The sequence below is a fragment of the Saccharomonospora sp. NB11 genome (genome assembly GCF_015910535.1).
GTDB lineage: Bacteria > Actinomycetota > Actinomycetes > Mycobacteriales > Pseudonocardiaceae > Saccharomonospora.
Map to the genome: position 1 here is coordinate 185,746 of NZ_JACBJG010000005.1, position 12,684 is coordinate 198,429.

Consider the following 12,684-nt stretch of genomic DNA (forward strand, 5'->3'; position numbering starts at 1 on the left):
GGGGTGTCCGGCCGTCGGCCAGGCACCCCTTTTCTCGTCCGCGGCCGCGGGCGACTCTCCACACGCGACCGTCGCGCCGCAGTGGCTACGCGGCTTGGCAGGTGGGACACCAGTACAGGTTGCGACCCACGAGTTCGGCGTGGGCCACCGCGGTGCCGCACACGAGGCATGGTTGCCCGGCGCGGCGATAGACGTAGACCTCTCCCCCGTGCCGGTCGTTGCGGGGAGCTCGTCCCGTGACCTCGGGCCGGTGTTCCCAGGCGACCGTGTCGATCCGGCCCACGCGCACACCGTCCCGCATGAGCTCGCACAAATCCGCCCAGATGGCATCCCACTGCTCCCGCGCCAGCGACTTGCCGGGCAGGGTGGGCGCGAGCTGTTGCCGGAACAGGACCTCGGCACGGTAGACGTTGCCGACGCCCGCGATCACCGACTGGTCCATCAGCAGGGCGGCCACCGACGTCCTGGACCGGCGGATGCGGTCCCACGCCCGCTCGGGATCGGCGTCGCGGCGCAGCGGATCCGGGCCGAGCCGCGCGACGATCTTCTCTGCCTCAGGCAGAGTGAGCAGCTCGCACCGGGTCGGACCGCGCAGGTCGGTCCAGTGCGTGCCGCCCACAATGCGCATGCGCACCTGACCGACGGGTTCGGTGGCGGGCAGGGTCTGCTCGGTGAACGCGCCGTACAGGCCGAGGTGCACATGGACGATCCCGTGTGGACCGTAGTGGTGGAACAGGTGCTTGCCGTGGGCCTCGGCCGCCGTCATGACGTGCCCGTCGACGACGGCGGCCTCGGCGGCGAAACGTCCCTGCGGGCTCGACACCTCGACCGGAGTACCGACGTAGCGGCGGTGATGCAGCCGCGCCAACCGGTGCAGGGTGTGCCCTTCCGGCATCAGCTCTCCGGCAGCTCGGGAGCCGTGCCGGTGCGCTCGTAGTCGCTGATCTGTCCGACACGCCGCACGTGGCGGGCGTCGTCGGACGCAGGCGTGGTCAAGAACGCCTCGACGATCTCGGTGGCCTCGTCGAGGGAGTGCATCCGCGCGCCCACGCCGATCAACTGGGCGTGGTTGTGCTCGCGGGTGAGCTTCGCCGTCTCCACGCTCCAGGCCAGTCCGGCCCGAGCGCCGGGCACCTTGTTCGCGGCGATCTGCTCGCCGTTGCCCGATCCGCCGATGACGACGCCGAGGCTGCCTTCGTCGGCCACCACCCGGCGGGCGGTCTCGATGCAGAACGCCGGATAGTCGTCCGCCGCGTCGTAGACGTGCGGGCCGACGTCGGTGACCTCGTACCCCTTCTCGCGAAGGTGGGTGGCGAGGTGGTTCTTCAGCTCGAAACCGGCATGGTCACTTCCCAGGTACACGCGCACGGCTGTCAAGTCTGCCATCCGTCGAGCGCATCGACGTAGCCACCCGAGTCCGGTGAGGGCCACGACACCGTACGCTTCCGGCCATGGACACCCGGTGGGCGGAGATCGGCGACGGCGTGCTGGTGCGTCGGTACGCGGAGCTCGATCTGTCGGTGGGTCTCGTCCTCGGCGACGAGCGTTGCCTGGTGGTGGACGTGCGCGGCGACGCGGAACAGGGTGCGGAATTCGCCGCCGCCGTCCGCGAGGTGACCCGCCTGCCGTGGACGGTGGTCCTCACGCACGACCACTTCGACCACGCCTACGGGCTCGGCGCGTTCCTGCCGTGCGACGCGTGGGCCCACCCGGCCTGCTGGGACGAGCTGGTGCGGCTCGACAAGGTCGCCGAGCCGGGACTTCCCGTGGCCGACCGGGTCGAGCTGGACCTCGGTGGCCGCCGGGTGGTGCTCGCCCACCCCGGCGTGGCCCACACCGCGGGCGACGTCGTGGCGTACGTCCCCGACGCCGACGTGATGTTCGCGGGCGATCTCGTCGAGCACGTGCCCGACGGGACCTTCAGCGCCGAGTCGTTCGGCACCGACACGGTCCTCTCCCGCTGGCCCGCCGCGTTGCGGCGGCTCGCCGCGTTCGACGCGGCCACGGTGGTGCCCGGACACGGTGCCCCGGCAGGTCCCGAACTGGTCGAGACCTGCCGGGCTCAGCTTCTGGCGCTGCTCGACCTCCGCGCCGAGGTGCAGTCGGGACGGCTCACCCCGGACGACGCACTCGCCCGCTCGCCGCTGCCCGCCGACGTCACCTCGGCCGCGTTGACCAAGCCCGCCGACTGAGCCGTCAGTCGAACTTCAGCGAACCCGTGCGCGTGCGCTTCAGCTCGAAGAAGTCGGGGTAGCTCGCCAGCATGCGGGCTCCCTCGAAGACCCGCACCGCGTCCTCGCCCTTCGGCACCGACGTCAGCACCGGACCGAAGAACGCCACGCCGTCGATGTGGATCGTCGGCGTCCCCACGTCCTCACCGACCGGGTCCATGCCCTCGTGGTGGCTGGCGCGCAGCGCCTCGTCGTACTCGGTCGACGAGCCCGCCTTGAGCAGGTCGGCCGACCCGCCGACCTCCTCGACGGCCTGCTTGAGCACCAGCTCGACGTCCTTGACGCCCTCGTTGTGGTAGCGGGTGCCGAAGGCCGTGTAGTAGTCGCGCAGCACCTCCTCGCCCCGCTCCTGGGCGAGCGCGACGGCGACCCGCACCGGAGCCCACGACTTCTGCATCAGTTCGCGGTAGCCCTCGTCAAGGTCCCTGCCCTCGTTGAGCACCGCCAGGCTCATGACACGGAACCGCAGGTCGATGTCGAGCTGCTTCTCGACCTCGAGGATCCATCGCGACGTGATCCACGCGAAGGGACACATCGGGTCGAAGTAGAAGTCGACCCTCGTGCGCTCGGAACCGGCACCTGTCGTCATCGCAACTCCTCGGCGTCAGTGATTGCCCCGGGTACGGGACGGGTATGCGACACCGACAACAACGTGATCCGTTGCGTTGTTCCCGTCGCCCTGCCCAGGCGCACATGATTGGATGCGCTGAGCACATCAGTTGCGATCACAGACAGAACCATCCACGACAGACGAACAGCGCAGAGGTGCCCGTGCCAGCCCCCAACCTGACCCGTGAACAAGCCCAGCAGCGTGCCGAACTGCTGGAGGTCTCCACCTACGACATCGAGCTCGACCTCACCGACGGCCGTGGCGGTCCCGGCGAGCGGACGTTCTCGTCGCGGACGACGGTGCGGTTCGCTGCGACCCGACCCGGGCAGAGCAGCTGGGTGGACATCGTGGCCGAGTCGGTGCGTGAGGCCACGCTCAACGGTCGGCAGTTGGACGTCTCGACGTACGTCGAGGACGAGGGTGTGGCGTTGCCCGACCTCGCCGCGGAGAACGAACTCGTCGTGCACGCCGACTGCCGGTACATGAACACCGGCGAGGGGCTGCACCGGTTCGTGGACCCCGTCGACGGCGGGGTGTACCTGTACTCCCAGTTCGAGACGGCGGACGCCAAGCGGATGTTCGCGTGTTTCGACCAGCCCGATCTCAAGGCCACCTACCGGCTCGTGGTGACCGCGCCGAAGGACTGGACCGTGGTGTCGAACGCGCCGGTGGCCTCGCGTGAGGACACGCCCGAGGGCGCGGTCCGCACGGTCTTCGCGACCTCGAAGCGGATGTCGACGTACCTGGTGGCGTTGATCGCAGGCCCGTACGCCGAGTGGCGCGACACCTACACCGACGAGCACACCACCATCCCGCTGGGCATCTACTGCCGGGCGTCGTTGGCCGATTACATGGACGCCGACCGGCTGTTCACCGAGACGAAGCAGGGCTTCGGCTTCTACCACCAGGCGTTCGGCGTGCCCTACCCGTTCGAGAAGTACGACCAGCTCTTCGTGCCGGAGTTCAACGCCGGGGCGATGGAGAACGCGGGCGCGGTGACCTTCCTGGAGGACTACGTCTTCCGCAGCCGCGTGACCCGCTACTCCTACGAGCGGCGGGCGGAGACGCTGCTGCACGAGATGGCGCACATGTGGTTCGGCGACCTCGTGACCATGCGCTGGTGGGACGACCTGTGGCTCAACGAGTCCTTCGCCACGTTCGCGAGCGTGCTGGCGCAGGCCGAGGCCACGGAGTACACGGGCGCCTGGACCAGCTTCGCCAACATCGAGAAGTCGTGGGCCTACCGCCAGGACCAGTTGCCCTCCACCCATCCCATCGCGGCCGACATCGTCGACCTGCACGCGGTGGAGGTGAACTTCGACGGCATCACCTACGCCAAGGGCGCCAGCGTGCTCAAGCAACTGGTGGCCTACGTGGGTCAGGAGAACTTCCTGTCGGGCCTGCGGGTCTACTTCGACAAGCACGCGTGGGGGAACGCGACCCTGGCCGACCTGCTGGCCGCCCTGGAGGAGGCGTCCGGCCGCGACCTGTCGTGGTGGAGCGCCCAGTGGTTGCAGACCACCGGTCTGAACACCCTGCGTCCCCGCTACGAGGTCGGCGAGGACGGCACCTACCGCTCGTTCACCATCGAGCAGGAGGGCGCCAAGCCGGGCGCGGGTGAGCTGCGCACCCACCGGGTCGCCGTGGGTGTCTACGACGACGACGGCTCCGGTCGACTCGTGCGCACCCACCGCGTGGAACTCGACGTCGACGGCGCCTCCACCGACGTCGCCGATCTCGTCGGTGTCCCCGCCGGCGCGCTGGTCCTCGTCAACGACGACGACCTCACCTACTGCGCGATGCGCCTCGACCCGACCTCCCTGACCACGCTCGTCGACCGCATCGCCGACATCACCGAGCCGCTGCCCCGCACCCTCTGCTGGTCCGCGGCCTGGGAGATGACCCGCGACGCCGAACTCAAGGCCCGCGACTTCGTCACACTCGTACAGCGGGGCATCCACGCGGAGACCGAGGTCGGCGTGGTGCAGCGGCTGCTGTTGCAGGCGCAGACCGCGCTCAACTCCTACGCGCAGCCGTCCTGGGCCGCCGAACACGGCTGGCCCGGGTTCACCGCCGCGCTGCTGCAGCTCGCGCGCGACGCCGAACCCGGTTCGGACCACCAGCTCGCCTTCGTCAACGCGTTGACCAACTCCGTGCTGGACGAGCCCACCCTCGACGTGTTGGCGGGCTGGCTCGACGGCTCGGCACCGCTCAAGGGGCTCGTGGTCGACACCGACCTGCGGTGGCGCCTGCTGCACGCGCTGGTCGCGCACGGCAAGGCCGGTGACGCCGAGATCGACGCCGAGCTGCAGCGTGACGACACGGCCACCGGCCGCCGTCACGCCGAGCGGGCCCGCGCCCTGCGGCCGACGGCCGAGTCGAAGGCTGCGGCCTGGGAACGCGCCGTCCACGACGACGAGTCGCCCAACGCCGTGAACGAGGCCGTCATCGCGGGCTTCGCGCACCCGGCGCAGAAGCACCTGCTCGGCGACTACGCGGAGCGCTACTTCGAGATGCTCGACGAGGTCTGGAGCCGCCGGTCCAGCGAGCGGGCGCAGCCGACCGTGCTCGGCCTGTACCCGTCGTGGGAGGTCTCCGAGGACGGCATCGCCAAGGCCGACGCCTGGCTGGCCGGTGCCCACGCGGCGGCTCTGCGACGGCTGGTCAGCGAAGGCCGGGCCGGAGTCGTGCGCGCGCTGGCCGCGCGGCGCTTCGACGAGAGCTGAGCCCGACACGACGAAGGCCGCCGTCCCCGCGTGGGGGCGGCGGCCTTTCGCTGTCGTGGCCGGACGATCAGGACTGCGGAGCGGAACCCGCCTGGTCGGCCATCATGCGCAGACCACTGACGAAGCCACCGGTCAGGTCGCCCTCCTTGAACGACGCGACCATGCTCATCACCGCGAGCTTGGCTCCCCGGTCCGACAGCCGCTGCTTGGCGTGAGCACCGGTGACCACCTCGACGACCCGCTCACCCGGCGACACGGCCACCAGCACGGCGTTGTCACCACGCTCGCCCAGGGTGTCGTGCAGGCTCTCCGCGCCCGCGCGCGGCTCGTCGCCCAGCTCGCCGACATAGATGCTGAAGTCGAGCCCCGTCTCCCGGCTCGCCAGGGTCAGCGCCTCGTCGATGCGCGCGAGCTGCGCGGTGGTGAAGGGGCCGGACGGAGCAGCCGGTTCGTACATCTGCGCGACCGACACACGCCCACTCGCCGTGACGGCTGCACCCGGCTGCAGCTCGGTTCCCTCCAGCCCGGTCGACGGGCTCTCCTGGGTCAGTTCACCAGTTGCCACTGGCACCTCCTCGAACCTTCGACGGAACGCTGCCGCCTTGCTCTGCGTCACCGGCGTGCCGCTGCCCGACGCCCTCCGGGTTGGCGGCCCACCACACGGGCGGGTAGTTCCATGCCTGCCCCGGCCGGTAGCGGGGCTTGCTCGCGAACTTCGACCGTAGCGTCACCAAGGCGAAGAAGCCGAAAACGGCCAGTGGTATCGCCACGAAGACCAGGATCGTCTCGAGGATGCTCACGGGCGCAGAGTAGCCGACCGCCGACGTACCTACTCACCTGCCACGGTGAAACGTCATGGTGACCACCGCAGACCCGGCCCCCTGGTCACCCGCTTGCCTCTCCGCTCTTCCCACGTTGAGGCGAAGGCGAGGTGGCGAAAGGTTGCACGCTCACGTACGTGCGGTGGCACCCGCGGTGAAAGTCTTGTTCAGCCAGACAGCCACGTCGTACGTTTTTCACCTGTACGGGCCATTGCGCCACCACGTGAGTCCCTATCAGGTCACCACGCGGTCACAGGAGGACCTGCCATGTTCACCGAATCGAGCGTCATTGCCGTCCCCGCTTCCACTCGGGGCACCCGAGTCACCGCGGGCACCCGGGTCACCTGCGTCGCGACGCGGGGTACGCGCGTCACGGCAGGTACGTGGCTCACGCGCGGCACGAGGGTCACCGCGGGAACCCGCGTCACCCGAGGCACCCGCGTCACCCGAGGCACTCGGGTCACGCGAGGCACCCGGGTGACCTGCGGCACCCGCGTCACCCGCTGAGCGACGCCGAGAACGGTTCAGGCAGCCGGAGCGCCCAGGTAGCGCTGCCAGAGCGGGTCGGCCTCCTTCGCGTGTGCGAGAAGTCGCCAGTGCGGGCCGCGCGGTTCCCTCGGCACGGTCCGCAGCCGCCACCCGAGTTCGGACAACATCTTGTCCGCCTTGCGGTGGTTGCACTTCGCGCAGCACGCCACGCAGTTCTCCCACGTGTGCCCGCCGCCCCGACTGCGCGGCACCACGTGGTCGATCGTCTCGGCCCTCCCGCCGCAGTAGGCGCACCGGAAGTGATCCCGGTGCATCAGACCTGCGCGCGTCAGGGGGACCTGCGCCCGGTAAGGTACCCGCACGTAACGGCTGAGCCTGATCACCGACGGCACCTCCACGGTCGCCGTGGCGGAGTGAAGCAGGGTCCCCGCGGGGTCCTCGTGGACGATCTCCGCCTTGCCGCAGACGAGCAGCACGATCGCTCGGCGCAGCGGTAACGCGGTGAGCGGCTCGAACGTGGCGTTGAGCAACAGAACCCGCCGCTTCCCCAACCCGGGGGACGTCGGCGTCGGCCCGGAACTCCCACCGGGATCTCGCGATCGTCGATGGTGGGATCGGGTGATCCGGCCGGTCCGCGGGGGCGGACCCGCCGCCGACGGCACGACGACGCCCGGTACGCAGGGCGCGAACGGCTCGGGCGCCGACCCGGCGGGCTGCCGGGTTCTGACGCCGTGAGGGCTGGGTTGTCGGTCTGGCACGCGACCACCTCCACCTGTGCAGCCCTCAGTCGACCACACTTCACCCCTTCAACGCACGCGCGTTTGGGCACCGGACCCGTCTGAGTACCGTGGCGGACGAACCGATTCGCCTGAATCGACCCCCGATCCGTGACCCGCGTGAACCGGATGTAATCCAGGTCACGCCGACAAGGAGTGCCCACCGCAGTGGAAGAGTTCCTCAGCGAGCCGCCGGCGTGCACCGACGAAGTCGGAAGCTGGTGCGCGCAGGTGTACCGCATCACCGGCAACGAATGGCTCGCGGCCTCCGCCGACTGGCTCGTGGCCCGGCCGCTGCGCATCGTGCTGATCCTGCTCGGTGCGTTCCTCGTCCGCTTCCTCGTGCGGAAGGTGATCGACCGCCTCACCCGCCCCCCTGCCGACGACCAGGGACTCGACTCGGAGAGCAAGGTCCCCGCGTTGCTGCGTCCGCTGAAGGAACGAGTCGCACCCGAGGTTCTCGGCCCGGTCGCGCTCGAACGCCGACGGCAACGCGCGCAGACCATCGGTTCGGTGCTGAAGTCGATGACCAGCTTCGTCGTGTTCGGGCTGGCGTTCGTGCTGATCCTCGGAGAGCTGGGCATCAATCTCGCCCCGATCCTCGCCTCGGCGGGCATCGTGGGTGTCGCCATCGGTTTCGGCGCGCAGAACCTCGTGCGCGACTTCCTGTCCGGCATCTTCATGATGCTGGAGGACCAGTACGGGGTCGGCGACGTCGTGGACGTCGGCGAGGCCGTCGGCACCGTGGAGTCCGTGGGTCTGCGCATCACGACGCTGCGCGACCTGAACGGCACCGTCTGGTACGTGCGCAACGGCGAGGTGCTGCGGGTCGGCAACTTCAGCCAGGGCTACGCCGTCGCGGTCGTGGACATCCCGCTCGGTTACGAAACGGACGTCACCAAGGCCACCAGCGTCCTGGAGGACGTCACCAAGGAAGCGGTGAACCTGGAGTCGATCCGCCCCGACGTCCTGGAAGCCCCACAGCTCCTGGGCGTCGAGAACGTGACGCCGGAAGCCATCCAGTTCCGCATCACGACGAAGGTCCGGCCCGGCCGCCAGTGGGCGGTGCAGCGTGCTCTGCGGGGCGAGATCATGCGTGCACTGGAGCGGGAAGGCTTCGACCCGCCGCTCGGACGGCTCTTCGGCACGGTACGCGGCCGTGACGGAGAGGCCGCCCAGGACTGAGACCCGGCAGAATGGAGACGTGACAGACGTGAGCAGTGCGCAGCCCTCGGCACCGCAACCGCAGTCGTTCTACGAGGCGGTGGGCGGCGAGGAGACGTTCCGCAAGCTCGTCGGGCGGTTCTACGCCGAGGTCGCCAAGGACGAGATCCTCAAGCCGATGTACCCGGAGGAGGACCTCGGCCCCGCCGAGGAACGCCTCCGGCTCTTCCTCGTGCAGTACTGGGGCGGTCCGCACACCTATTCCGACCGGCGAGGCCACCCGCGACTGCGCATGCGCCACATGCCGTTCAAGATCGGCCCGATCGAACGCGACGCCTGGCTGCGCGCGATGCGGATCGCCGTGTCCGAGGCCGACATCGCAGAGCCCTACCGCTCGCAGCTCTGGAGCTACCTGGAGATGGCGGCCAACTCGATGATGAACAGCTTCGAGTAGGAATCGCCCACACACGAACGGGCGCCGGCCCACCGTCAGCGGTGGTCACCGGCGCCCGTCGTCGTCTCCGGCCCTCGACCCGTCTCAGCGACGGCCGTAGGAGGGCTGGGTCTGCGGGTTGAACTCGTCGAACTTCACCGACTTCGCCGGAGCGGTCCGCGGGTCACGGATGTCCAGCACGTCGAAGCCCTTCTGGATGTCGGCCGAGTAGATGTAGCCGTTGTAGTAGTACGCCGACCACGATCCACCGGTGATGTTCTCGGTCTCCGACAACGGGCCACGCTCGAAGAAGGCGATCTCCTTCGGCTGCGTCGAGTCCGTGAACTCCCACACCGACACACCGCCCTGGTACCAGGCCTGCACCATGATGTCGCGGCCCTCGACCGGGATCAGCGAGCCGTTGTGCGCGACGCAGTTCTCGGTCTCGCCCTGGTGACGCGGGATCTTGTAGTAGCTCACGAACTCCAGGTGGGCTCGGTCGCCCTTGCCCTTGAGGTCGTAGATCCCGTTGGCGCCGCGCTCGGCGCCGATCTCGGCGTTGCAGGTCGCCATCCCGCCACCACCGAGTTCGTCGGTGAACACGACCTTCGTGCCCGCGTTGTTGAAGGTGGCGCTGTGCCAGAACGCGAAATTCTCCTCGTCCTGCACCCGGTCGATCACCCGCGGGTTCATGCGGTCGCTGATGTCGACGAGGATGCCGTCACCCATGCAGGCGCCCGCCAGGAGGTCCTTCTCCGGGTAGGCGGTCAGGTCGTGGCAGCCCGTGGTCTCCCGCGAGTAGCCACCACCGGGGTTGCCGCCGTCCGGGAACAGCACGGGCGTGGCGACGAGCTCGGCGTCCTCCGGGTGGTCGACCGGAACCTCGACGATCGAGATCTTGTCGTGCGGAGGCTGGCAGTTCGGCAGCTCCGGCGCGGGCGAGTACGACGACACGTACAGCAACACCGAGTTCCGCTCGGGAGCGGGCACCATCGTGTGCGTGTGCGAGCCGCAGTCGGTGCGCACGGACGCCACGTACTCGGGCTTCGACAGGTCGCTGATGTCGAAGACCTTCACGCCCTCCCACGCGTTCGGGTCCGCCGCCGACGACGGTTCGCTCGTGCACGAGTCGTTCGTGCGGGCGTAGTCGGTGGACAGGAACAGCAGGTCGCCCGACACCGACACGTCGTTCTGCCCGCCCGGGCAGTACACCTGGCTGACGACGCGGGGCTTCCTCGGTTTCCTGACGTCGTAGACGGTGAAGCCGTCGTAGTTGCCGACGATGGCGTGTCCGCGGGTGAACGCGATGTCGGTGTTGAACGCCTCCAGGCTCGCGAACGGGCCTTCCTTGTCGAGGTGCGCGATGTGGTCGATGTTGCGACTGTGCACCACCTCGTCGACGTCCGGGATGTCGTCCTGCTGCGCGGAGGCAGGCGCGCCGAGGCCCGCGACCGCCAGCGCTCCGGCCGCGATCAGCGCTCCGGCGCGTAGTCCGCGTCTGCGCGTTGTGGTCACGACTTCTCCTTCCCCCCATGGGGTGGGTGATCAATCGAGTCATTGTGGTCAGAACCACCCACTCGGCGGTAGCGGGCAATCGGACGACCCGCATGCGACTCAGGGTGATCACTTGACGCGAGAGGTGTGAGGCCGGTTGGCTTGGCAGCCATGCGAGGTGCTCTGTCGGCCGGCGTGGCCGCTTTCCTGTTGCTCGTCACCGGTTGCACTGCCGAACCCGCGTCCGAGTCGTCCGAGCAGGCACCACCGGACGTGATCGTTCCTCGGGGCCCCGGGGAACAAGCCGACGTCCTCCCCGCCGACCGCGCAGCCGAACAAGCCGGTGACGTGCGGGTTTCCGCCGCCGACGTCGAGTACATGCGCATGATGATCCCCCACCACGAGCAGGCGATCGTGATGACGGACCTGGTCGCCGACCGAGCCGAGAGCTCACGCCTGAAGACCCTCGCGGGCCGAATCGCCGACGCCCAGGAGGGCGAGATCTCGATGATGGAGTCGTGGCTCGACCGGTACGAGGACCGGGTCCCCGACCACGAGCGTGACCATGAAAAAGGGCACAACGAGCACGGCCACGATCACGCCCACATGCCGGGAATGGCCACGGACGAACAACTCGACGCACTCCGCGCCGCGTCGGGAACGGAGTTCGACCGGCTCTTCTGCGAACTCATGATCACGCACCACGAGGGCGCGCTGACCATGGCCGAGGACTACCTGCCGCGCGGGATCGAGCCCCAGGCACTCGCGATGGCCCAGGAGGTCGTGACCACCCAGACCGCGGAGATCGAGCACCTGCGCGACATCATGCCGTGAACCGCGCTCACAGCAGCAACGGCAGCAGCGCGTGTCGACGCCGCAGCACGGCGCCGTAGCGGGCGTCGAGCCGGAACCACGCGTCCGTCGCCGACACCCGCACCACGTCCTCGTCGAGGGACGAGTCGACGAACCCCATTCCGGACAGCGCGAACAGGCACCGCATGGGGACCTTGACCTCGTCCTCGTCGCCGGACACCGTCAACACGGTCTGATCCATCAACGACGCGGGTGGGGTCCCGTGCGGGCCGACGTTCTCCCGCGCGAGTTCCACTCCCCGCTCGGCCAGGTCGCTGACGACACCGACCGGCAGCGAGTCGACGGAACGCCACCGCGTCCCCGACGGCAGCTCCGACCGCCACAACAGGTCGCGCGGCGGACCGGGGTCCATCACCTCGCCCCGGGCGACCGTCAACGCCGCCAGGAGTTCGTTGCCGGACACGGTGACGTCGGACGGAGTCACCTCGCCCACGACGGCCCGCGTGGCGAGCACCTCGAACGGGGTGGTCGCCCACGCCTCCACGACGCGCTCGTCCCGCTGCCGCAGCCGCACGGCGCACGCGGCGTCGAGCCGCACCGCCCTGGCCACGAACGCTCCCAGACTCTCCCGGTCGGCGACGTCGGGGATACGCAGTGTCGTCACGCCCGTCCTCCACTCGGTACGTGTGTGGCCAGAAAGTCGCGCTCGCTCTCGGTGAGCCGACGCGGTCTCCCTCGTTCGAGGTCGTAGGGAGCAAGCACGGTGGTGGCCGTGGCGGCCACCGGGTCCTCCTCGGACGGCCCCGTCCGCACCCGGTAGTCGAGGGTGAAGGAAGCGTACTTCAGGTCGGCGAGTGCGATCTCCACGCGGATCTCCCCGCCGTCGACCACGATCGGCGCCCGGTAGTCGACGTGCAGCCGCACCACGACGATGCCCTTGGCGAACTGGGCGATGCCGCCCGTGCTGCTCTCGGAGGCCCCGGTGTCGCCGAACAACAGCGGCACCCGAGCCTCCTCCAGCAACGTCACCAACCGCGCGTGGTTGACGTGCCCGAACGCGTCCATGTCCGACCAGCGCGGCCGAACCCGCACGACGTACCGGGTCGCCTCTCGTGTCGTCACGTCGT

The 12,684-nt window shown here is 69.4% G+C and carries 14 protein-coding genes; 5 read left to right on the forward strand and 9 right to left on the reverse strand.

Annotated features, from left to right (window positions below; all coding sequences use genetic code 11):
* Positions 1–85: 85 nt before the first annotated feature.
* Complete coding sequence (locus JAV51_RS09470; protein WP_197320302.1) at positions 86–895, reverse strand: Fpg/Nei family DNA glycosylase; 810 nt, start codon at positions 893–895, stop codon at positions 86–88.
* Positions 895–1,368: a ribose-5-phosphate isomerase gene (locus tag JAV51_RS09475; RefSeq protein WP_197320485.1), complete on the reverse strand. Its 474-nt coding sequence runs from the start codon at positions 1,366–1,368 to the stop codon at positions 895–897. Before JAV51_RS09475 ends, JAV51_RS09470 begins: the two co-directional genes overlap by 1 nt.
* Before the next feature lie 83 nt (positions 1,369–1,451).
* On the opposite strand from JAV51_RS09475, the gene JAV51_RS09480 reads away from it, so the two are divergent.
* Positions 1,452–2,192: an MBL fold metallo-hydrolase gene (locus JAV51_RS09480; RefSeq protein WP_197320303.1), complete on the forward strand. Its 741-nt coding sequence runs from the start codon at positions 1,452–1,454 to the stop codon at positions 2,190–2,192.
* A gap of 4 nt (positions 2,193–2,196) precedes the next feature.
* Here the strand turns inward: JAV51_RS09480 and JAV51_RS09485 are convergent, their stop codons facing one another.
* A complete protein-coding gene (locus tag JAV51_RS09485) occupies positions 2,197–2,820 on the reverse strand; it encodes a DsbA family protein (RefSeq protein ID WP_197320304.1) in 624 nt (207 codons plus the stop codon).
* A gap of 182 nt (positions 2,821–3,002) precedes the next feature.
* On the opposite strand from JAV51_RS09485, the gene pepN reads away from it, so the two are divergent.
* Positions 3,003–5,567: an aminopeptidase N gene (pepN, locus tag JAV51_RS09490; protein WP_197320305.1), complete on the forward strand. Its 2,565-nt coding sequence runs from the start codon at positions 3,003–3,005 to the stop codon at positions 5,565–5,567.
* A gap of 67 nt (positions 5,568–5,634) precedes the next feature.
* On the opposite strand, the gene JAV51_RS09495 is transcribed toward pepN, so the two are convergent.
* From JAV51_RS09495 to JAV51_RS09505, 3 genes are all read right to left on the reverse strand, one after another.
* Positions 5,635–6,132 (reverse strand): DUF5130 family protein, encoded by a 498-nt coding sequence (locus JAV51_RS09495; RefSeq protein WP_197320306.1) that lies wholly within the window; start codon positions 6,130–6,132, stop codon positions 5,635–5,637.
* Positions 6,119–6,367, reverse strand: a complete 249-nt coding sequence (locus tag JAV51_RS09500) for a hypothetical protein (RefSeq protein ID WP_197320307.1) — start codon at positions 6,365–6,367, stop codon at positions 6,119–6,121. Before JAV51_RS09500 ends, JAV51_RS09495 begins: the two co-directional genes overlap by 14 nt.
* 545 nt (positions 6,368–6,912) lie before the next feature.
* The gene (locus tag JAV51_RS09505) at positions 6,913–7,635 is read right to left on the reverse strand and encodes an HNH endonuclease (RefSeq protein WP_197320308.1); all 723 of its coding nucleotides are present in this window, start codon (positions 7,633–7,635) and stop codon (positions 6,913–6,915) included.
* Positions 7,636–7,821: 186 nt separating this feature from the next.
* Between JAV51_RS09505 and JAV51_RS09510 the strand changes: the two genes are divergently transcribed.
* Entirely contained in the window at positions 7,822–8,838 is a 1,017-nt protein-coding gene (locus tag JAV51_RS09510; protein WP_197320309.1) for a mechanosensitive ion channel family protein, read from the forward strand.
* A gap of 28 nt (positions 8,839–8,866) precedes the next feature.
* Positions 8,867–9,271, forward strand: coding sequence for a globin (locus JAV51_RS09515; protein WP_197320310.1), 405 nt, complete (start codon positions 8,867–8,869; stop codon positions 9,269–9,271).
* A gap of 84 nt (positions 9,272–9,355) precedes the next feature.
* On the opposite strand, the gene JAV51_RS09520 is transcribed toward JAV51_RS09515, so the two are convergent.
* Positions 9,356–10,765, reverse strand: a complete 1,410-nt coding sequence (locus tag JAV51_RS09520) for an LVIVD repeat-containing protein (RefSeq protein ID WP_197320311.1) — start codon at positions 10,763–10,765, stop codon at positions 9,356–9,358.
* A 150-nt stretch (positions 10,766–10,915) separates the two neighbouring features.
* Here JAV51_RS09520 and JAV51_RS09525 point away from each other — a divergent pair, with 150 nt between their 5' ends.
* The gene (locus JAV51_RS09525) at positions 10,916–11,578 is read left to right on the forward strand and encodes a DUF305 domain-containing protein (RefSeq protein WP_197320312.1); all 663 of its coding nucleotides are present in this window, start codon (positions 10,916–10,918) and stop codon (positions 11,576–11,578) included.
* Between the two features lie 7 nt (positions 11,579–11,585).
* On the opposite strand, the gene JAV51_RS09530 is transcribed toward JAV51_RS09525, so the two are convergent.
* Positions 11,586–12,221 carry a hypothetical protein gene (locus tag JAV51_RS09530; protein WP_197320313.1) on the reverse strand — a complete coding sequence of 212 codons (636 nt, stop codon included), beginning with the start codon at positions 12,219–12,221 and terminating at the stop codon, positions 11,586–11,588.
* Positions 12,218–12,622 carry a thioesterase family protein gene (locus JAV51_RS09535; RefSeq protein WP_197320486.1) on the reverse strand — a complete coding sequence of 135 codons (405 nt, stop codon included), beginning with the start codon at positions 12,620–12,622 and terminating at the stop codon, positions 12,218–12,220. The genes JAV51_RS09530 and JAV51_RS09535 overlap by 4 nt, the downstream gene beginning before the upstream one ends.
* Positions 12,623–12,684 lie beyond the last annotated feature (62 nt).